Annotated in this window: 17 protein-coding genes and 1 tRNA gene; 4 read left to right on the top strand and 14 right to left on the bottom strand. The window is 70.4% G+C overall.

Annotated features, from left to right (window positions below):
• Positions 1 to 70: 70 nt before the first annotated feature.
• The 6 genes from ACN9MP_RS00105 to ACN9MP_RS00130 form a co-directional block, all read right to left on the bottom strand.
• Positions 71 to 1,786, bottom strand: a complete 1,716-nt coding sequence (locus ACN9MP_RS00105) for a serine/threonine protein kinase (RefSeq protein WP_426322829.1) — start codon at positions 1,784 to 1,786, stop codon at positions 71 to 73.
• Positions 1,783 to 3,243, bottom strand: coding sequence for a peptidoglycan D,D-transpeptidase FtsI family protein (locus ACN9MP_RS00110; protein WP_426322831.1), 1,461 nt, complete (start codon positions 3,241 to 3,243; stop codon positions 1,783 to 1,785). The genes ACN9MP_RS00105 and ACN9MP_RS00110 overlap by 4 nt, the downstream gene beginning before the upstream one ends.
• Positions 3,244 to 3,322: 79 nt before the next feature.
• Positions 3,323 to 4,717: an FtsW/RodA/SpoVE family cell cycle protein gene (locus ACN9MP_RS00115; protein ID WP_426322832.1), complete on the bottom strand. Its 1,395-nt coding sequence runs from the start codon at positions 4,715 to 4,717 to the stop codon at positions 3,323 to 3,325.
• Positions 4,714 to 5,952 (bottom strand): PP2C family protein-serine/threonine phosphatase, encoded by a 1,239-nt coding sequence (locus ACN9MP_RS00120; RefSeq protein ID WP_426322834.1) that lies wholly within the window; start codon positions 5,950 to 5,952, stop codon positions 4,714 to 4,716. Before ACN9MP_RS00120 ends, ACN9MP_RS00115 begins: the two co-directional genes overlap by 4 nt.
• Positions 5,953 to 5,970: 18 nt before the next feature.
• A complete protein-coding gene (locus ACN9MP_RS00125) occupies positions 5,971 to 6,513 on the bottom strand; it encodes an FHA domain-containing protein FhaB/FipA (RefSeq protein WP_426322836.1) in 543 nt (180 codons plus the stop codon).
• Positions 6,510 to 7,271 (bottom strand): FhaA domain-containing protein, encoded by a 762-nt coding sequence (locus ACN9MP_RS00130; RefSeq protein ID WP_426322838.1) that lies wholly within the window; start codon positions 7,269 to 7,271, stop codon positions 6,510 to 6,512. Before ACN9MP_RS00130 ends, ACN9MP_RS00125 begins: the two co-directional genes overlap by 4 nt.
• 156 nt (positions 7,272 to 7,427) lie before the next feature.
• Here ACN9MP_RS00130 and ACN9MP_RS00135 point away from each other — a divergent pair.
• Positions 7,428 to 7,511: transfer RNA gene (locus ACN9MP_RS00135), tRNA-Leu, on the top strand.
• A gap of 468 nt (positions 7,512 to 7,979) precedes the next feature.
• Here the strand turns inward: ACN9MP_RS00135 and ACN9MP_RS00140 are convergent.
• Both ACN9MP_RS00140 and ACN9MP_RS00145 read right to left on the bottom strand, forming a co-directional pair.
• The gene (locus ACN9MP_RS00140) at positions 7,980 to 8,480 is read right to left on the bottom strand and encodes a GNAT family N-acetyltransferase (protein ID WP_426322840.1); all 501 of its coding nucleotides are present in this window, start codon (positions 8,478 to 8,480) and stop codon (positions 7,980 to 7,982) included.
• 56 nt (positions 8,481 to 8,536) lie between these two features.
• The gene (locus ACN9MP_RS00145; RefSeq protein WP_426322842.1) at positions 8,537 to 9,169 is read right to left on the bottom strand and encodes a GntR family transcriptional regulator; all 633 of its coding nucleotides are present in this window, start codon (positions 9,167 to 9,169) and stop codon (positions 8,537 to 8,539) included.
• A gap of 357 nt (positions 9,170 to 9,526) precedes the next feature.
• Between ACN9MP_RS00145 and ACN9MP_RS00150 the strand changes: the two genes are divergently transcribed.
• Positions 9,527 to 9,733, top strand: a complete 207-nt coding sequence (locus tag ACN9MP_RS00150) for a cold-shock protein (protein ID WP_109208752.1) — start codon at positions 9,527 to 9,529, stop codon at positions 9,731 to 9,733.
• A gap of 132 nt (positions 9,734 to 9,865) precedes the next feature.
• On the opposite strand, the gene ACN9MP_RS00155 is transcribed toward ACN9MP_RS00150, so the two are convergent.
• Genes ACN9MP_RS00155 through nucS form a run of 4 tightly spaced genes read right to left on the bottom strand, consistent with a single transcriptional unit; the run spans position 9,866 to position 14,742 of the window.
• On the bottom strand, positions 9,866 to 11,941 hold the full coding sequence (locus ACN9MP_RS00155; RefSeq protein ID WP_426322844.1) for a bifunctional lysylphosphatidylglycerol flippase/synthetase MprF: 2,076 nt from the start codon (positions 11,939 to 11,941) through the stop codon (positions 9,866 to 9,868).
• A 40-nt stretch (positions 11,942 to 11,981) separates the two neighbouring features.
• Positions 11,982 to 13,256 (bottom strand): hypothetical protein, encoded by a 1,275-nt coding sequence (locus ACN9MP_RS00160; RefSeq protein WP_426322846.1) that lies wholly within the window; start codon positions 13,254 to 13,256, stop codon positions 11,982 to 11,984.
• Positions 13,249 to 14,001: an HAD hydrolase-like protein gene (locus ACN9MP_RS00165; RefSeq protein ID WP_426322848.1), complete on the bottom strand. Its 753-nt coding sequence runs from the start codon at positions 13,999 to 14,001 to the stop codon at positions 13,249 to 13,251. Before ACN9MP_RS00165 ends, ACN9MP_RS00160 begins: the two co-directional genes overlap by 8 nt.
• Positions 14,002 to 14,046: 45 nt before the next feature.
• A complete protein-coding gene (gene nucS, locus ACN9MP_RS00170) occupies positions 14,047 to 14,742 on the bottom strand; it encodes an endonuclease NucS (RefSeq protein WP_426322850.1) in 696 nt (231 codons plus the stop codon).
• A gap of 226 nt (positions 14,743 to 14,968) precedes the next feature.
• Between nucS and ACN9MP_RS00175 the strand changes: the two genes are divergently transcribed.
• Positions 14,969 to 16,411 carry a MinD/ParA family ATP-binding protein gene (locus tag ACN9MP_RS00175; protein ID WP_426322852.1) on the top strand — a complete coding sequence of 481 codons (1,443 nt, stop codon included), beginning with the start codon at positions 14,969 to 14,971 and terminating at the stop codon, positions 16,409 to 16,411.
• A gap of 43 nt (positions 16,412 to 16,454) precedes the next feature.
• On the opposite strand, the gene ACN9MP_RS00180 is transcribed toward ACN9MP_RS00175, so the two are convergent.
• Positions 16,455 to 16,712 (bottom strand): hypothetical protein, encoded by a 258-nt coding sequence (locus ACN9MP_RS00180; protein WP_426322854.1) that lies wholly within the window; start codon positions 16,710 to 16,712, stop codon positions 16,455 to 16,457.
• Between the two features lie 318 nt (positions 16,713 to 17,030).
• Entirely contained in the window at positions 17,031 to 18,260 is a 1,230-nt protein-coding gene (locus ACN9MP_RS00185) for an MFS transporter (RefSeq protein ID WP_426322856.1), read from the bottom strand.
• An 82-nt stretch (positions 18,261 to 18,342) separates the two neighbouring features.
• Between ACN9MP_RS00185 and ACN9MP_RS00190 the strand changes: the two genes are divergently transcribed.
• A complete protein-coding gene (locus ACN9MP_RS00190) occupies positions 18,343 to 19,410 on the top strand; it encodes a LacI family DNA-binding transcriptional regulator (RefSeq protein ID WP_426322858.1) in 1,068 nt (355 codons plus the stop codon).
• Positions 19,411 to 19,423 lie beyond the last annotated feature (13 nt).

Below are 19,423 nucleotides of genomic sequence, written 5' to 3' on the forward strand. Positions count from 1 at the left end.
GTCAGACTAGCCGAGCGCGAGCGGGTCACGCGTGTCGCGCGACCCGCTCTGCGGATTCACTCAGCCAGGCTCACCGGGTGGGTGAGGGGGAAGGCTCGGGCTCGGGCTCCGCCGCCTGGATCAGGACGGTCGCCTCACCGGAATCCCCCGATGTGCGGTTGCCCGCGGTGCCGCCGCTGCACGTCACGTTGTACCGGATGATGAGCGTCGAGCCGGGGGCGTCGGCCGCGGTCACCTGAGCCGATCGCGCGTTCTGCGGGAAGCTCGGGCCGTTCGTGATCGTGCCGTTCTCGACCGTGAACGTGTAGGCGCTCACCGATCCTGTGCCGGGCGGGCAGCTGTAGCCGTCCCACATCACGGTGAGGTCGTCGCCGGGCTCGACGGTCTGCGGGGCGCCCTGGAACGTCGGGCTCGCAGGCTGCGGCATGGGCGTCTGGCCCGCGTAGACCGTGAGCTGGATGACGGTGCCCTTCTGGACGTTGCCTGTCGGGCTGACGTCGTAGACCTTGCCGACGCTCGCCTCATCGGGAGCCGCATTGCCCTCGGGGCAGCTGGCGCCGAGGCCCAAGGCGTCCAGCGCCGCCGAGGCGGTGGCGCAGTCCGAGCCGACGTAGTCGGCAGCGACGACGTTCGCCGTCGTGGGGGTCGGTGTCGGCGTGTTCGACGGCGTCGGCGCGGTGCTCGCGGTCGTCTTCGTGGGATCGGGCTCCGGGGTGGCGCCCTGGTTGGCGACGAGCGCCCAGATCGTGCCGATGAGCACGAGCAGCAGCAGTGCGATCAGCGCGATCAGCGGCCATGTCCACGGGCTGCGCTTCTTCTTCTCGGTCGTCTTTTCGGTGACGACCTCCTCCGACGTGGCGGGAAGCAGACGCGTGGCGGCGGACGTGGCGGAGCCCGACGTGAGGAGCTGAGTAGCGGCTGCGGCGGCGCCGGCGATCGCGGGAACGGCCGCCGCAGCGGCGGCGACGTCTCCGCGGCGCAGCGCCGTGGCGGCGCGAGCGACGGCCGCGGCAGAAGCCGGGCGGTCCTCGGGTTTCTTGGCGATCATCGCCATGACGAGGTTCTGCACCGGAACGGCGACGGTGGCGGGCAGCGGGGGCGGCTGCTCGTTGATCTGCGCCATAGCGATCGCCACCTGCGACTCACCCGTGAACGGGCGCTTTCCCGCCAGGCACTCGTACGCCACGATGCCGAGCGAGTAGATGTCGGTGGCGGGGGATGCCGGGTGGCCTGAGGCCTGCTCGGGTGACAGGTACTGCACGGTGCCCATCACCTGACCGGTCGCCGTCAGCGGCACCTGGTCGGCGATGCGTGCGATGCCGAAGTCGGTGATCTTCACGCGACCGTCGGGCGTGATGAGGAGGTTGCCGGGCTTGATATCGCGGTGCACGAGCCCGGCCGCGTGCGCGGCCTGCAGCGCCGCGGAGGTCTGAGCGACGATGTCGAGCGTCTTGTCGGTCGACAGCGACGCGTCCCGCTCGAGGATCGTCGACAGCGCCTCGCCGGGGACGAGCTCCATCACGAGGAAGGCACTGCCGTTCTCCTCGCCGTAGTCGAACACGCTCGCGATGCCCTCGTGATTCACGAGGGCCGCGTGGCGCGCCTCGGCGCGGAAGCGTTCCAGGAAGCCCGGATCGCCCATGTACTCGTCTTTGAGGATCTTGATGGCGACCGTTCGTCCGATGACGTGATCGGTCGCCTCCCAGACCTCGCCCATGCCGCCGATCGCTATGCGCGAGTCGAGTTCGTATCGGCCGCCGAAGGTCACGCCCTGCGTCGGTCTCATCTGCCCAGCACCGCCTCCATGACCTTCTTCGCGATGGGAGCGGCGATGGTGTTGCCGCTTCCCGACTGCCCTTGCCCGCCGCCGCCCTCGACGACCACCGCGACGGCGATCTCAGGGTTGTCGGCGGGGGCGAACCCGGTGAACCAGAGCGTATAGGGATCGTCGCCCGTGTTCTCTGCGGTTCCGGTCTTACCGGCCACGTCGACCCCGTCTATTCTTGCACCCGACGCCGCACCGTCATTGACATTGGCCACCATCATCGCGACCAGCTGGTCCGCGAGGTCCGTGTCGAGCGCCCGGCCGAACTCACTGTCGTCGAAGGTCTTCTGAACCGACAGGTCGGGGCCGATCACCCGGTCCACCATGCGGGGATTCATGACCATCCCCCCGTTCGCGATCCCGGCCGACACCATGGCCATCTGCAGGGGCGTCGCCGTCACCTGCCCCTGGCCGAAACCGCTGAGCGCCGTCTGCGCGTCGTCCTGGATGGTGCGCGGGTAGCCCGAGGGTGTCGACACGAGCGGCAGCTCGAACGACTGGTTGAAGCCGTACTTCTCGGCCTCTTCGCGGATGGCGGTGTCGCCCAGCTCTACCGCGAGCTCGGCGAACGGGATGTTGCAGCTCAGGCGCAGTGCGTCGGCGATCGTCACCGTGTCGCCGCCGCCGCAGGTGCCGCCGCTGGCGTTGTGCACGACGCTGCTCGACTGGGGCAGCTGATACGTCGCCGGGTTGGGAAGGGTCGACTGCGGCGTGTAGTCGCCGGAGGCGAGGGCGGCCGAGGCGACGACGAGCTTGAACGTCGACCCCGGCGGGTTGAGGTCGCCGGCGATCGCCCGGTTCGACAGCGGCTTGCTCGGATCCGCCACCAGCGTGTCGTAGGTCGCGTTGACCTCGGAGGTCGCGTGGGAAGCGAGCAGGTTGGTGTCGTAGCTGGGGCTCGTGACGAGGGCCAGCACCCGGCCGGTCGACGGCTCGATGGCGATCACTCCCCCCTCCAGATCGCCGAGCGCGTCGTAGGCCGCGCGCTGCACGGCGGCGTCCAGCGACAGCACGACGTTCGAGCCGCGGGGCGGCTGGCCGGTGAAGATCCGCTCGACGCGGGAGAGGAACTGCGATCCTGCCGTGCCGCTGAGCTCCTGGTTCATGGCCAGCTCGATCCCCGTGGCGGAGTTCAGTGCGGGGTTGATGTACCCGGTCACGGGCGCCCACATGTCGGCATCCGTATAGACCCGCTGCCAGCTGTACAGGTCGCCCGAGGGCACCGAAGACGCGATGGCCGCCCCGCTCGCGATGATCGAGCCGCGCTGCACCTCGTAGGAGTCGTAGAGCGAGCGGCGATTCGCGGGGTTGGCGGCGAGCTCATCGGACTGGATCACCTGGATCCAGCTCGTCGACGCGAACAGCGCGAGGAACATGACCAGCATCAGGATGCTGAGACGGCGTAGCTCTTTCGTCACTGCCTCCACCTCCCCACAACGTGGGACGAGGCGGTTCCTGAGTAGGTCGCGAAGCGACCGTATCGAAGGGCCTTGGTCATCAGCCGATCACCACCCGGGGACGGCTCCGCACCGCGTCCGAGATGCGGAGCAGCAGCGCCACGATGATCCAGTTCGCCACCAGCGAGGAGCCGCCGGCCGCGAGGAACGGGGTCGTGAGGCCGGTCAGCGGGATGAGGCGCGTGACGCCGCCGACCATGATGAACACCTGGAGGGCGATCGTGAACGACAGGCCCGTCGCGAGGAGCTTGCCGAAGTCGTCCTGCCCGGCGAGGCCGATGCGGATGCCGCGGCTCGTGAACACCATGTAGAGGCACAGGATCGCGAAGACGCCGATGAGACCGAGCTCCTCCCCCAGGGCGGGGAGGATGTAGTCGCTCTCGGCGACCGGCGTCAGGTAGGGCCGGCCCTGGCCGAGGCCGGTGCCGAGGAGGCCGCCGTTCGCCATGCCGAAGAGGCCGTTCACGAGCTGGAAGCTGGAGTTGTCCATCAGCTCGGGGTTGAAGGCGTCGAGCCAGTTCGTGAACCGCGCCCCCACGTACGGGAGGATGCGGGAGGCCAGGAAGGCGCCCGACAGGGCCAGCAGCACGCCGATGAGCACCCAGCTCGTCTTGCCGGTCGCGACGTACAGCATCGCGACGAACATGCCGAAGATGAGCACGCCGGTGCCGAGATCGCGCTGCAGCACGATGATGCCGAGCGAGATGAGCCAGATCACGAGCAGCGGTCCGAGCTCTCGGGCGCGCGGCCAGGTGATGCCGAGGAACCGCGTGCCGGTGGAGGTCAGGCTCTCGCGGGTGCGCACCAGGTAGCCGGCGAAGAAGATGCCGAGGGCGATCTTCGCCAGCTCACCGGGCTGGAAGGTGAAGAAGCCGAGGTCGACCCACACGTCGGCGTTGCCACCGCCGCTGAGCCCCGGGATGACCGGCAGGATCAGCAGCACGATGCCGACGAAGCCGAAGATGTAGGTGTACCGGAAGAGCACGCGGTAGTTCTTGAGGAACATCACGACGAGGAGCCCGGCGATGAGTGCGATGGCGGCCCACGCCAGCTGCCGGGTGGAGTAGGCGTCCCAGCCGTGCCGCTCCCAGTACAGGTCGAGCCGGTAGATCATCGCCAGGCCCAGCCCGGTGAGGAGCGTGGCGATGGGCACGACGAAAGGGTCGGCCGAACGGGCACGCAGGCGCAGGAGGATGTGCAGCGCGATCACGAGGGCAGTCAGGCCGCCGCAGTAGACGAGGAACGTCCAGTCGATGGCGCCCGACGCGCCGAGCTGGACCAGGGCCACCGCCGAGCCGTTGATCGCGAACGCGAAGACCAGCAGAGCCAGTTCGCGGTTGCGCTGCGTCTGCGGAACCCGGATGCGCCGCAGCGCGCGGACCACGGCCGTGTCGGCCGACACCGCGTCGGTGGGCGTGCTCGTGGACGCGCTCATCCGCTCCCTCCCGCCAGGTCGCTGATTCCCGTGACGATCTGCCGCGCGTGCGACAGCGAGTCCGCCGAGATCGTCCCCTTCACCTGGACGCGAGCGAACTCCGGGAGCGAGTCGAGCGGTATCCCGGTGTCTTCATACGGCGTCGAGAGCGAGATCGGCCCGATGTTCTGCTGCACCCCTTGGTAGATGACGACGGTGTCCTCGTCGGCGCCGACGTAGTAGCGCGTCTGCGTCCACTGGTAGCCGACCCAGGCGGCTCCGGCCAGGATCAGCAGCACGAGCGCCAGGCCGGCGATCCAGCCGATGCGGCGCCGCCGCGCGCGCCTGCGGTCCTCCTCGATGAGCTCCTCGAGGAACTCCGGGGCGGGCTCGAAGTGCGTGGGCTCGTTGGCCGCCTGCCGGTTCGGGTGCAGCCAGCTCGAGCGGCGAGGTGCGGCGGCCGGCACCTCCACCCCGACCGGATTCGATGCCGAGCCGACGATGGTGGCCGTTCCGGAGAAGAGCGGATGCTGTCCGCCCACGTCCACGATGACGATCGTGACGTTGTCGGGCGCGCCGCCGTCGAGCGCCTGCTTCAGCAGGCTGTCGGCGGTGCGTCCCGGAGCGAGCCCCAGCCCGAGTGCCTTGGAGGTGTGGGGATCGTCGACCACGCCCGACAGGCCGTCGGAGCACAGCAGCCACCGATCGCCCGGCTGCGTCGGCATGATGAACGTGTCGAGCTCGGGGTCGGTGTCCATGTCGCCGAGCACGCGCATCAGCACGGAACGGCGCGGGTGGAAGCGGGCCTCCTCGGGCGTGATGCGGCCGGAGTCGACCAGGCGCTGCACGAACGTGTGGTCGGTCGTGATCTGCGTGAGGGCGCCGTCGCGGAAGAGGTAGATGCGCGAGTCGCCGATGTGGGCGATCACGGCGTAGTCGTCCACCATGATCAGCGCGCTGACCGTGGTGCCCATCCCGGCGAGCTCGGGGCGCACGTTGACGGTGTCGACGAGGTCGACGGCGGCATCCGCGATCGCGTCCCGCAAGGCGCGCTCGGCCTCGGCGGTGGACTCGAACGGCCGGTCGAGGGCCTGCAGCCGGGAGATGGCGAGGCTCGAGGCCACATCGCCGCCCGCGTGACCGCCCATGCCGTCGGCCACGACGAAGAGGTTCGAACCGGCGTAGCCGGAATCCTGGTTGTTGGAGCGCACCTTGCCGGTGTGCGAGATGGCGGCGCTCGAGCCCTGGAAGACCATGTGAGAGGGGTCCGCCCGCTACTTCCGCAGCTCGAACGTCGTCGCACCGACCTTGATCGGCGCGCCGAGGTTCACGGGGACGGGAGCCGTCACGCGCGCGCCGTCGTGCCAGGTGCCGTTGGTGGAGTCCAGGTCCTGGATCATCCACTGGTCGCCCCAGAGCACCAGACGTGCGTGGTGGCTCGAGGTGTAGTCGTCGCGGACGACGAGCCCCGACTCGCTCGAGCGCCCGATCGTGAGCGGCTCATTGCCGAGCGGCAGTTCGAGACCGGCCTTCGGCCCGCTCGTGATGACGATGCGTGCGGCGGTGGCGGTCGTCGCGGGGCCGCCCGGCTTCGGGGAGGGGGCGGCACGTGGCGGGACGACGGCCGCGGTCGCCGCAGAGGCGGCGGCGGGGGCGGATGCTGCGGACGCGGCCGCACCGGCGGTTGCGGCATCCGGCATTCTCCGCACCTTCACGCCGAAGAGGTCTGCGCGCAGCGAATAGACGACGGCGAAGACGAACGCCCACAGCAGCACGAGGAACCCGATGCGCAGCAGCAGGAGGGTGAGCTCGCTCATGCCAGCGGTCCCCTCTCTCGCGGGTCGTACGCGCTGTGGGCGTCGAAGACGCGGGTGGCGTCGTCGACCTGGGCCGGCGGACGGGTGGCCTGCGCCTGCGCGACAACGCGGAAGACGATGTCGGTGCGGCCGATGCGCACCGTGGAGTCGGGAGGCAGGGCGGCCTCGGTCACCTTGCGGCCGTCGAGCTGGGTGCCGTTGGTCGAGTTCAGGTCGCGGACCATCGCGCGCTCGCCGTCCCAGAGGATCTCGACGTGCTTGCGGCTGGTTCCGGAGTCGGCGACCGTGATGTCGGCAGCGCTGCCCCGGCCGATGACCGTGCGCGACTTCGAGAGCGGGATGCGCCGGCCCTCGACGTCGAGCACTCCGCGCCAGGCGACGCGGCCGCCCTGCGCCGTCGACGACTCGACCCGCAGGGTTCCCGTGGCCAGCTCGTCATCGCGGAGCAGGCCGATCGTGACCGGTCCCGCGAAGGAGTAGCCCTGCGCTTTGGCGTGCTTGTGCACGAGCGTGTCGAGCTCGTGGATGAGGGCGTCGCCCAGCGCCGAGATGCGCTCGTCGTCGGCCTGCGACAGGTGCACCGTGAAGGTGTTCGGAGCGAGGATCCGGTCGCGGCTCACGACCGCGGCCTTCTTGTCGAGTTCGCTGCGCAGGGCCGACGCGATCTCGACAGGCTGGATGCCGCTGCGGAAGGTCTTGGCGAACGCGCTGTTCACAGCGCGCTCCAGACCTTTCTCGAAGCTGTCAAGTAGTCCCACGAAGCTCCTCTTGAGGGGATGCCGGTTTGCTACATGCTAATTGCACACGCTGTGCCGGTCATGGACCGTGCGCCTGCAAGGTGAGTTCGGAGCGGGCCGCCACGCATGATATCCTCGGCAAGTTGAGTTTCGCGGGATCTCCGGATGCCGCGGCTCGCGCGAGTGGCGGAATAGGCAGACGCGCTGGCTTCAGGTGCCAGTGCCCGAAAGGGCGTGGGGGTTCAACTCCCCCCTCGCGCACAGCGAATCGACGCAGGAGCCGGTCGGAGGCGAACAGCCCCGGCCGGCTTCTTCGTTTCACACGGCGCGGGCGCGCTCCACTCCGTTGACCTCCTGAACGCGGTGCGACACGGTTCGTTCACTGCTCGAATTGCTTGGCGAACGCCGGGGCCGCATCGATATCCTGGGTTCCAGGTCGCGTTTCCCCGGCGCGCAGCGACATCCCCAGTGTCGTATCCCGTCCCCAGCGGGTCTGTCGCCGGCGCGAGCGGCTCAGGTTCTCGGACGCCACAACCGCTGTTTGCGGCGTCCGAGAACCGTCCATGCGCCGGGGGGTGCGCACGGGGACGTCAGTGGCCCCAGCCCCAGATATCCCCAGTGGAGTCGCGCCGGCTCCGGTCCCAGCTCCGGTTCGCTCCCACGCTCAGGCTAGCGTGTCCCCCGTTCGGGGGACAGAGCGAGTCCGTGGCGATCGTTCCTGAACGCGGCTCAACCGCCGCCGAGACCGTCGAGGGCCGGGACGAGGGTGAAGACGATCTCCTCCACCTCGCGCCCGACACCCGGGGCGAAGTCGACGTTGCGCGACACCTCGGTGAATCCGACCTTCTCCAGCACGGCGATCGAGGCGGCGTTGTGCGCCGCCACGCGGGCGAAAAGGGGCCGGATGGGCTCGTGCGAGATCAAGAGGCGCAGCGCCGCGGTGGCGACACCGCGGCCCCAGGCATGGTGAGCGATCCAGTACGTCACCTCGCGGTCGCCGTCGGTCGTGAAGGTTGCCGCGGTGCCCGCGAAGCCACCGTTCTCGGTCACCACGAACGAGAGGACATCCGCGGCGGCACGCTGGCGGGCGATCCAGCCATCGAAGGCGAGGCGATCGTCCGGGTCTTCCGCCGTGAACGCGGCCATCGCGATCGCCTCGCGGTCGCGCATCATCTCGAAGACCGCGTCCAGGTCGTCGTCGTCGAGAGGCCGCAGCTCGATGTGCTTCACGGTCTCACGCTAGCCACGGCATCCGTCACTGAGAAGGGTCCGCAGCCGCCGCGACGTCAGGCAAGGCCATGGATGTCGCGCAGCAGCTGCTCCGCTTGCTCGCCGTCGCGCGCGGCGAACGCCTCGGCGAACGCCTCGTACGCGGCCGTGCGTCCGAGGGGGCACTCGATGAAGGGAAGCCAGGCGAGGAGGTCGCGCCGGATCGCGATCTCGTAGTCGCGAACGAACCTCAGGAGGGCGGCGTTGCCGCTCGCGCGGGTCACCACGGTGAAGAACGCGTGACTGGCGGCTCCGAGCTCGGCGTGGTCGTCGACGCGCGACGCGGCGATCACCTCGCCGAGCCGTTCGCCCGCAACGGCCATGGCGTCGTCGGCGGCGCGATCACAGGCCATGCGCACGGCGTGCCCCATGTTGTAGGCGACCAGCTCGATGGTGTCGCTCTGCTGACGCGGCTGCGAGACGCGGGTATAGCGGTGCGGTGACACCTCGACCAGGCCGACCCGCTCGAGCCGCTGGAGGGCTTCGCGGACCGGAGTGCGCGAGACGCCGAGCCATTCGGCGAGCTCCTGATCGCGCAGTCGCTCGCCGGGTGCCAGCCGCCCGTCGAGAATCGCCTCACCCAGCCGGGTGTAGACCTTCTCGGAGAGGATGACTCGGCTCGGCTCGAGGGGGACGAAGGGTGCGGTCATGAGTGGCACCAGTGTACGCCGGAAGATTCACGTGCATAGAGCCCCGTGATGCGCCTCCGATCTGGGCCTTTTCCCCGTGCGCGATGCGCTTCACGCGCAGATCCCGCCCTCGCCCTGGCACTGATATATCGGTACCATGTTCGTGTCCACGTTTCGACGTGGCCTATCCGGGGGGATCCGTCGACGCCCGGGCTTTCGAGCCACGTTCAGCCCGGGCGGACGATGGGCACTCGTTCACCACGCGGCTGTGCAACGTTTATGTCACCATCCGACAAGGGTCTCGCCGTGCGCGCTCCTCTTCACTACGTTTGAGGCAATCGTCGCAACTGCGGCGAGATCAACGAAGAACGGCAAGTAATGAGCACGCAGGGCACCGTCAAGTGGTTCAACTCGGAGAAGGGCTTCGGCTTCATCGCTCCCGATGAAGGCGGCGCTGACGTCTTCGCGCACTACAGCGCGATCCAGTCGGGCGGCTACCGCTCCCTCGAGGAGAACCAGCGCGTCGAGTTCGAGATCGCGCAGGGACCCAAGGGCCTCCAGGCCGAGAACATCCGCCCGCTCTAAGGCGAGCGGACCGATCGCATCAGCGGTCGAAGCCGCGGCATCCTGATTCTTTGGGGCGGGTGCCGCGGCTTCGTCGCGCGCAGATCTCTCGCGCAGCGCCCGCGGGTTTCTAGGATCGACCGCTGACCGTCGTCAGCCGCGGTCGCCCCGCACGAGCTCGAGCCCCGCGCCGGCGAACTGACGCAGCGTCGCGTCAGGAAGGAACGCTCGCGTCAACGCGCCGCCGATCCGGGTGAGGTCGCTCTCGTCCCGGTACAGGAGGTAGAGCGTCTCGTACCGCGGGTGGAACTTCTCCTTGAAGCGGTGGAGCGACCGGAACCCGTAGACGGGCTCGAGGGCGTCGGCGAGCCGGTCGCTCAGCGCGGCGATCACGCCGGCGTCGGGCGGGTAGTCGTGGGCGAGCGGCGCGCCGGAGAGTGACATGATCTGGGCGCCCTCCTCGGAGAAGAGCCGGGCCGACGAGCCGATGAGGAACTCCATCACCGGCCCGAAGCCGCCGTCGCGCCGACGCATGAGGTCGAGCGTCCAGCCCCGGATGACCCCTTCGTCACCGTAGACGGGCAGCCACGAGAGAAACCCGTCGACGTCGCCGTTCGGCGCGATCGCCAGGGCCAGGCGCACCTCCGGGTCTTCCGCCTCGACGAGCGTCCCCAGCGTGAATCCCATCTCGGGCAGCCCCTTGTCGCCCACCCACATCTCCGAGATCGCGCGGAGCTGCTGCTGCACCCCCCACGGCTCATCCTTCAGCCGGGTCATGTGGAACACCATGTCTTCGCGGCCCGCGCGGTTCAGCGACGAGCGCACCGAGTTCCACCGCTTGCCCGTGAACTCCAGGCCGGGCAGGTCGACGATCGTGTCGTCGGCCACCACGATGCTCCGCCAGCTCGCGGGCACGGCCGCGCGGGTCGCCTCGTCCGCGCTGAAGAAGCACGGGACCAGCCCGGCGTGCTCTGCTTCGTCGATGAACTCCCGGACGGATGCCGCACGCGACGTCTCCGGGCCGAGCGGGTCCGCGAGGGCCAGCGCGACGCCGGCGCGCCTCTGGTAGGCGACGATCCCGTGGGTCGTGCCCGCGTACGTGTTCCCCTCCCAGGTCGTCATCCACGAGAGGGTGCCGCCGCCGTGGGCGCGCAGCATCCGTTTCACGTCGTCGACGGCAGGGGAGGGGTGCCGGCCGATGCGCGAACGGCGCCGGGCGCGGAAGGCCCGGCGCACGAAGATCAGGTAGATCAGCATCAGGAGCCACATGGCGCCGCTGGCCAGCGCCAGCTCGGTCTCTCCGTCGATCGTCGCCTCGACCTGGGCCTCGGAGGCGATGACGATGAGCGCCGCGACGAGGAGCGCGGTAACCACGTTGAAGACGGCCAGGATGACGGCGAGCACCCACGCCCATCGCCGCCCGCGCCGGAGCCCGTTGGCGATGATCAGGATGATGACGACGTCGATCGCGAAGTCCCAGAAGCCGCCGGATGCCGGCTCGGTGGGGCCGAACGGACCATCGGTGGGCACGAGCAGCGTGACGACCTCGATCGCACCGAGCAGGATCACCGAGATGAACGCGATGAGCCGCTGCTCGCGCACGGTGGTGCGCCGCAGCCGCAGCGACCTGTCCACGAAGAGCACGAGAAGCACGGCGAGCAGGTGCTCGAGGTCGGCGAGCGTGCCCCAGAAGAGCATCGCGACGGACACGGACCCCAGCAGCACGAGCCACGCGCGCACCCGCCAGGGGCTGCGGAGGAGTCCGACGGCGGCGGCGAGGCACGCCATCGTCCCGCCGGAAGCGCCGACGTCGAGCGCGGCGGCCTGAGCCTCGGCCCACGACCACGGGAGGAGGGCGAGCACCGAGAGCAGGAGAGCCGTCGCGAAGATCGCGAACAGCTGGCCGACCCAGTAGTAGGCGAGTGCGACGCGCGATCCACGGCGCCACTCGAGGTACGCCATTCCCACGAAGCTTGCGACCGTGAACGCGTACACCCACGGCACGTTGACGAAGAAGGTGCCGGTGACCGGCGTCCACCAGCGGCCGGCCGCGAAGGCCGGGAGGCCGTACGCGACGGTGCCGAAGAGGTCGGAGTCCTCGAACGGGCGCCAGAGCCCCTGCCACACGACGCCCGCCACGAGGATCAGCGCGACCATCGTCAGCGTGGCGGGAATGCGCCGTGCCGTCGCGAGCACGCGGTTCGGTCGCTGAGTCGCCCCGTCGCTCATGCCCTCACCATAGTGGCGGGGTCGGTCGCGGTGGGGTGGGTCAGGCGGGCGGACGCGACGGGAGTGCGGCGTAGTCGGCGAGGGCCCGGGCGTCCTCGGCGTCGCGCAGCGCGCGGCGGGCGGCGTCGAGCGCTGCCACCGGGTCGTCGGCCTGCCGCGCCTGCGCCAGCTCGTGCTGCGCCGACAGCAGACGCGATCGAGCGTCGGCACCGGCCCGGGAGCGGGAGACGGATGCCTCGGCCTGTGCGAGTGCGCCGCGTGCGGCGGCGAGGGTGCCGGGCAGCGCGGTACGTGCGCCCCGCAGCCGCTGCTGCGAGGTGCGCGCGTCGCCCAGCGCCAGGTCGAGGCGGCCGCGCAGGCGCGCGATCGCGCTGATGGTGCGGGTGGGATGGCGGGCAGCATCCGCCTCCACGCGCTCGAGTTCGCCTTCGATGGCGTGAAGCTCGGTGCCGAGCCGGTCGGCCTCGAACGCGCCGAGATGCTCGCGGGCTGCGGACGCCTGCCGCAGCGCCGTGCGCGCCGCCGCTATCTCGTCGGGCACGGCCTGGGCGGCCTGTGTCACGAGGCGGTGGGCTTCTTCGAGGTTGCGGGAATCCGACTCGGCCTGACGGAGCGAGCGCTCGGCGGCCGCGAGTTCCGCGAGAGCACTCATCGTCGGGTCCGCGGCACGAGACGCGGCCTCGTCGAGGTGCTGCTGAGCCGCTGCCGCCTCGGCCAGCGCGGCGGGCGCCGAGCGCGACGCCTCGCGCCACTCGTCTTCTGCGAAGCGCGACGACAGCTCGGCGACGAGGGCGGCGGGGTCGCCCATCGAGGCGTGGAGCTGGGCGAGCCGGCGCCGGGCGGCGTCGACCTGGCCGGCGGCCGACACGTTCGCGCGCACCCATGTGGAGTGCTCTGCCCGGGCCGACGCGACGATGGCGAGCGCCTCGTTGGCGCGGCGCTCGATGCGGGCCGAGACCCGGCGCACCTCATCGGCGGCGACATCGGGTTCGCTGATCTCGCGATACTCGTCGAAAGCCTCGTCCCTGGCGTGCTGCGCGGTGAGCCGCGCTCGCCGCAGCGACGCCGGCGCGTCCCCGCCGTAGAGCGCGCCCGACAGGCCGACCTCCAGGTCGAGCTCGGCCACCTCGTCGTCGAGCCGCACCAACGCCGCGCCGGCGTGCGCGCGCACCTGCTGGGCCGCGGCGCGCGCCCGGGGTGAGCGACGAGCGCGACGGACGGCCCACGCGATCGCGGCGATGGCGATCGCAGTCACGCCGAACACGACCAGGGCGGGGAGCACCCACCCCAGGATCGCGGCGACGAGTTCAGGCATCGGCGACTCCGACGGCCGGGCCGGCGACCCCGGCGGCTTCGGCGACCCCGGTTGCGTCGGCGGGCGCGGGGCTCTCGCCGAAGAGGAGGAGCGCTCGCAGCTGGTCGACGTCGTCGACGACCGCCTGGGCGCCCTCCGACTCGTGCGGCCAGCTGAAGCCCCACCGGACGAAGATGACCGGAACGGCGTGCACCGCACCGCCCTCGACGTCGTGGTGCCGGTCGCCGACCAGCACCGGGCGGCTGATGTCGACGCCGGCCGCGGCCAGGCGCCGCAACGCCTCCGCGACGATGTCGGCCTTCGCGCTCAGCGTCTTCTCGTCGGGGGTGGCGCCGACGATCGCGGTGAGCGAGGTCGAGAGATCGAAGTGATCCATCAGGGCGACGACCTGCACCTCGGGCTTCGAACTCGCGGTCGCCTGCGGAATGCCGGCGGCTGCGACATCCGTGATCAGATCGGCCATCCCCGGAAACAGCTTGGCGCCCGTCGTGTACCCGTCGGCCTTGCCCAGCGTGCGGTAGAACGCGACCGCCTGGGCGGACTCCTCGGGCGTCATGCCGACGTTCACCTGGAACGACTCGTACATCGGCGGTCCGATCCAGTGCACGAGCTCGGCGCGGGTGGGTGCACGCTTGCCGAAGTGCTCCAGGCAGATCTTGAGGCGGCGGAGGATGCCGTCGGACGCGTCGACGATCGTTCCGTCCACATCCCACAGCACACACGTCCACGGCGATCGGCTCGGCATGCAGACCAGCCTATTGCGAGCGCTGCCGGGGGACGCCGCGGGCGATCAGAAGAGGCGTGGCGCTCCGGACTCGATGCCCTTCATGCCCTCGTAGTCGAGGGTGACGCAGCGGATGCCGCGGTCCGCGGCGAGCACCTTGGCCTGTGGCTTGATCTCCTGGGCGGCGAAGACGCCGCTGACCGGCGCGAGGTGCGGGTCGCGACCGAGCAGCTCGAGATAGCGCGTGAGCTGCTCCACGCCGTCGATGTCGCCACGGCGCTTGACCTCCACCGCGATCGTGCCGCCCGCCGGGTCGCGAAGGAGGAGGTCGACCGGACCGATCGCCGTGGGGAACTCGCGCCGTACGAGCGTGAGGTTGTCGCCGATCACGTCGACCTGCTCGGCGAGGAGCCGCTGCAGATCGGCCTCGACACCGTCCTTCTGAAGACCGGGATCGATGCCGAGCTCGTGCGACGAATCGTGGATCACCTCGTAGATGCGAACGAGCAGCGCGTCGCCGGTCTTCGCGTGGGTCACGCGCCAGTGCTCGATCACGCCTGCCGAGGCGGACTCCTCGTCGGGAACCTCGACGTCGAGCCGGCACGGCGGGCTCATCCAGTTGAGCGGCTTGTACGAGCCGCCGTCCGAGTGAACGAGCAGCGATCCGTCACCCTTGTGCACCAGCAGCCGCGTCGCGAGCGGCAGGTGGGCGTTGAGCCGCCCGGTGTAGTCCACGGAGCAGCGGGCGATGACGAGACGCACCCGAAGAGCCTAGCCCGCGCCAGCCTGCATCGGTTCGGCGCTGTCTGCGGGTCACGTGACGGCGCGCCGGGCCGCCGTCGACTAGCGTGGGAGGGCAGAGCGGATGCGACACGCCCCACATGTCGCACGGCGCTCGACGCTCTCGCCCGTCGCGCGCTGATCCGCCCGCCCGGCCGCCGCCCCGCTGGTCGCCGACGCCCGAAATCGCCGCCCCCGAGGAGGACCGATGAACCCGCGCCGTCCCGATGCGACCGTGCACATCATGTCGAGCACCGTGGCCGAGGTGCATATCGGTGGCGAAGTGGCGGAGGTCGTCGCGCCCGACACACCCGCCCTGCGCGATCGCGTGGTGGAGGAGATCCGGCTGCTGGCCGCGTCGTCGGGGGAGCCCGCGCACGCGACCCTCGTCGAGGGATCCACGAGCTGGCCGATCGTCGTGCACCCCGACGGAACCTACGCAGAGTCGCTGGATGCCGGCGCCCCGGCTGCGCCCGCTGCCCCGGTGGCCGCCGCGCCTGCCGCACCCGTCGCCCCGGCCGCGCCTGCCGCCCCGGTGACCGCTGCACCGGTGCCCGCTGCCCCGGTGTCGCCCGCGCCGATCCCGGCCGCACCCGTGGCGGCAGCATCCGCCGCGATCGACGCTCGCGAGTCGGAGCCCGCGCGCCGCGATCCCCTGACGCTGCCGCTTCCCGACTCCCACGGTGCGACGAGCGGTCAGGCACACGGGCCGGCGCGCCCGACGGTGCAGGACCTGCTCGACTCGCGCAACGGCGGCAGCGATCGGGCGCGCGCGACCGCCGGCTGGCAGGGCGTCGTGCGCCGGGCGACGGGAGGCCTGGTCTCGCCCGCACCGGGCAAGACCGAGCGCGCGCGCATCGACCGCATCAAGCGTGTGCAGCGACGCCTCGACGCACCGCGCACGATCGTGGTGCTGAACCCGAAGGGCGGGGCTCACAAGACGACGAGCACGCTGCTCCTCGCCGCGACATTCGGCACCCTTCGCGGGGGCGCCACGCTCGCGTGGGACAACAACGAGACGCGCGGCACGCTCGGGTGGCGGGCGCAGAACGCGCCGCATCACCGGACCGCTGTCGACCTGCTGGAAGACCTCGACGAGTTCTGGAATCCGCAGGGCTCGAGCCTCGCCGCCCTCGACACCTATGTGCGCACACAGGTCGACGCGCGCTTCGACGTGCTGGCCTCGGATGAGGACGCGGCTGCCTCCTCGACGATCGATGCGGCGGCGTTCGACCGGCTGCATACGCTGCTGCGCCGGTACTACCGGCTGATGATCGTCGACACCGGCAACAACATGCGCGCCTCGAACTGGGTGGCGGCCGTCGCCGCGGCGGATCAGCTGGTGATCGTGTCGACGGTGCGCGAGGACACCGCGGCCAGTGCCGCCTGGCTGCTGGACGGGCTGCGGGAGAAGGGCTTCGGCGACAAGATCGACGAGGCGGTGACCGTGCTCACCGCACCCTCGTCGCGGCCTGACCGTCGTCTCGAGGCGCGACTGTCGCACCATTTCGAGCAGGTCACGTCGGCGGTCGTCAACGCGCCGTTCGACCCCTCGCTCGTCGACGGCGGGCCGATCGACTTCGAGGCGCTGGCCCCCGAGACCCGCGACGCCTGGCTGACGGTCGCGGCCACGGTGGCCGACCGCCTCTGACCCGCGCCGGCCGAGCGTCCTGCGAAACGTTGACCTGAAAGGGTCAGCGGTCGTGTCGCGCCGTCAGCAAGGTTCCAGCGGCTACTACTGCGTTCCCGAAAGCGAGCAGCGACAGGACAACGAACGTCGCGACGCTTTCGGCAGCATCTCTGTTCAGCAGTAGCAGAAAGAGCAGTACAGTCTCGACGCCGAGCAGGAGAAGCGTCGCCACGAGCCATCCTCGGATCTTCCGCATGGGGGAAGCGATGAACGTGCTCGTAAGCACGATCAGCAGGCCTGCGATCAGTGCAGCGTCTGTCACCTTGGTTAGCGTGTGTGCCTCCGATTCATCCAGTTCTGGGGGCCTGACTGATTCGTCGGATCTGGCCCTCTCAGCTAGCCGTTTCTCACCCGTAGGTTCACCCCGTCAGGCGTTGGAGGTCGGCGATTCTGAGCGAGCGCCCACCCCATGGTTGAGGTGCGCACCTGCCGTTACGGCAGTTGGTCTTGGACGTCTTGCGAGACGAGACGTGAGTGTGGCGAAGCCCGGGGCACGAGGGTCGGTTCTACCTGTTCGCTTGACGCCGGTCCGGCGTGTCCGCGACATGGATGCGGTCACGGTGCGACTGCTCCTGCAAGCTCAGTGGTGGGCGTGCCCCGCGCCGACCTTCGAGCCGGCGATGGGCTTCGCCGCGCCAGAGGCCAGTCCCGACATGGCGATGAGTCCCACGATGATCCAGAGGGTGGGCAGGATGCCGATCTGGTGGCTGATCCAGCCGAGCACCGGGGGTCCGCACAGGAACGCCAGATAGCCGATCGTCGCCGCCGCGGAGACGGATGCCGCCGCCTTGGTCGGGTCGTCGGCTGCGGCGGACATCCCCAGGGGGAAGCCGAGCGACGCACCCGCGCCCCACAGGGCGATGCCCACGAAGGCGATCGGCAGCGACGGCGCCAGGATGAACATGATGAGGCCGATGCCGGCAGCCACCGAAAGGGCACGAAGGGTCCAGACGCGTCCGATGCGGTCGACGAGCGGGCCGCCGAGGACGCGGAACACGGTCATCGCCACCGAGAAGACGGTGAGCGCGACGGCGCCGACCGCGTCGGTCTGGCCGTGCCCGTCGACCATCGCGATGGTGAGCCAGTCGTTCGCACTGCCCTCGGCGAACGCCATGCCGAGCATGATCGCCCCGATGGCGTACGTTCGCGGGTCTCGCCACACGGCGACGACCTCCGCGAAGCGCTCACGCCGCGTCGCCGTGGTGGCGGGGTCGTCGTGCGTCACCTCTCGGGTCGGGACGGCGCCGAGTGCGATCACTCCGGCGGCCAGCATGAGGATGCCCGCACCCCACAGGTGCCACGCGACGCCGACGTTCCACGCCGCCATCGCGATCCCCAGACCCGCGCCCGCCACTGTGCCGAAGCTGAAGAACGCGTGGAAGAGGGGCATGAGAGTGCGCTCGAAAGCCTGCTCCACCGCGGCCGCCTCGACGTTCATCATGACGTCGGTGGCACTCATGCCGACGCCCATCAGCACCAGCGCGACGCAGACCACCGCGTAGGACTGAAGGATCTGCACCCCGAGGCCCGCGACCAGGATGCCCGCCGACAAGGTGATGATCGTCGCGAACATCCCGCGCCGAGCGCCCCACCGCGCCACGATCACGTTCGCCAGTGACAGGCCCACGATGGACGCCGCGCCCATGACGAACAGGAGGACGCCGATCTGCAGGTCGTTGATGCCGAGGTCGGTCTTGACGGCGGGCAGACGCGAGGCCCACGACGCGAAACCCAGACCCGTGACGAAGAAGATCGTGAAGATCGCCGTGCGCCAGCGCACGAGCTGCGTCCGAGTGAGCGCGGTGTCCATCCGCACACTCTACGACCCGGAGAACGCGCTCGCCGAATCGATTCGACACCGCCACATGCGCAGCGGCTACGATCGAGTCGACATGACCCGTCCCGACAGCGGCAGCCGCCGTGCCACCATCTCGGACGTCGCCCGCAAGGCCGGCGTCTCGCCGTCGACCGCCTCCGTCGTCTTCAGCGGCAAGACGCCCGTGTCGGACGCGACCCGCGGTCGCGTGCTCGAGGCCGCCGCCGCGCTCGGCTATACGGGCCCCGACCCCCGCGCCGCCTCGCTGCGCCGGGGACGCTCCGGCATCGTCGGAGTCGTGTTCGAGGAGCACCTCGGGCGGGCGTTCCTCGATCCGGTCAAGACGCTGATGATGGACGGGCTGGCCGACGCGGTCGCTCCGCTCGGAGCCGGGCTCCTGCTCCTGCGCGACCACGATCCGAGCGGAAGCGGTCCTTCGCTCACGACCGCACCGCTCGACGCGGCGGTTCTCATCGGCTGCAGCGGACTCATGCGCCAGTCGCTCGAAACGGTCAATGCGCGTGGCATCCCGGTCGTCGTCATCGAGGGCGATGCCGGAGACGACGTGCCGCGCATCGGGCTCGACAACCGCGAAGCCCAGCGCCAGGCCGCCAGTCACCTCCGCGCGCTCGGGCACCGCGACGTGGCCGTCGTCACCCTCCCCGTCGATGTCCGGGCCGAGCGGGGCTGGGTGCGCGACACCGCGATCACGGTGGACGTCACGCGGGACCGGCTCGCGGGCGCGCGGGACGTGTTCCCGGATGCCGCGATCTTCGCGTCCGCCGGGAGCTTCATCGACGAGGGCCTCCTGGCCGGCCGCGAGATCTTCGCCGACCCCGGACGGCGCCCGACCGCCGTCATCGCGCAGAGCGACCTGCTGGCGGCGGGGGTGATCCGCGCCGCCGAGGAGGCGGGCCTGCGCGTTCCCGACGACGTCAGCGTCACGGGATTCGACGGGATCGTCGTCGATGGGCTTTCGCCGTACGAGCTCACCACGCTCGTCCAGCCGGCGGCCGACAAGGGACGCGCCGCCGGAGCGGCCGTGGCCGCGATGCTCGAGGGCGGGCCCGCCGCATCCATCCGCTTCACCTGCACGTTCCGGGACGGCAACACCACCGGTCCGGCGCCCGCGGCGCCGGCCTGACCGGAGTTTCCGA

Origin of the sequence: Microbacterium sp. E-13, from assembly GCF_049912955.1 — a bacterium.
In the GTDB taxonomy this organism is placed as follows: Bacteria; Actinomycetota; Actinomycetes; order Actinomycetales; family Microbacteriaceae; genus Microbacterium.

What these genes read in the sequence shown, in the direction of transcription:
- ACN9MP_RS00165 (WP_426322848.1), bottom strand. Translation starts at nt 14,001, where the DNA reads ATGCCGAGCCGATCGCCGTGGACGTGTGTGCTGTGGGATGTGGACGGA.
- ACN9MP_RS00105 (WP_426322829.1), bottom strand. Translation starts at nt 1,786, where the DNA reads ATGAGACCGACGCAGGGCGTGACCTTCGGCGGCCGATACGAACTCGAC.
- ACN9MP_RS00125 (WP_426322836.1), bottom strand. Translation starts at nt 6,513, where the DNA reads ATGAGCGAGCTCACCCTCCTGCTGCTGCGCATCGGGTTCCTCGTGCTG.
- ACN9MP_RS00175 (WP_426322852.1), top strand. Translation starts at nt 14,969, where the DNA reads ATGAACCCGCGCCGTCCCGATGCGACCGTGCACATCATGTCGAGCACC.
- ACN9MP_RS00160 (WP_426322846.1), bottom strand. Translation starts at nt 13,256, where the DNA reads ATGCCTGAACTCGTCGCCGCGATCCTGGGGTGGGTGCTCCCCGCCCTG.
- ACN9MP_RS00185 (WP_426322856.1), bottom strand. Translation starts at nt 18,260, where the DNA reads ATGGACACCGCGCTCACTCGGACGCAGCTCGTGCGCTGGCGCACGGCG.
- ACN9MP_RS00155 (WP_426322844.1), bottom strand. Translation starts at nt 11,941, where the DNA reads ATGAGCGACGGGGCGACTCAGCGACCGAACCGCGTGCTCGCGACGGCA.
- ACN9MP_RS00150 (WP_109208752.1), top strand. Translation starts at nt 9,527, where the DNA reads ATGAGCACGCAGGGCACCGTCAAGTGGTTCAACTCGGAGAAGGGCTTC.
- ACN9MP_RS00120 (WP_426322834.1), bottom strand. Translation starts at nt 5,952, where the DNA reads ATGGTCTTCCAGGGCTCGAGCGCCGCCATCTCGCACACCGGCAAGGTG.
- ACN9MP_RS00145 (WP_426322842.1), bottom strand. Translation starts at nt 9,169, where the DNA reads ATGACCGCACCCTTCGTCCCCCTCGAGCCGAGCCGAGTCATCCTCTCC.
- ACN9MP_RS00190 (WP_426322858.1), top strand. Translation starts at nt 18,343, where the DNA reads ATGACCCGTCCCGACAGCGGCAGCCGCCGTGCCACCATCTCGGACGTC.
- ACN9MP_RS00115 (WP_426322832.1), bottom strand. Translation starts at nt 4,717, where the DNA reads ATGAGCGCGTCCACGAGCACGCCCACCGACGCGGTGTCGGCCGACACG.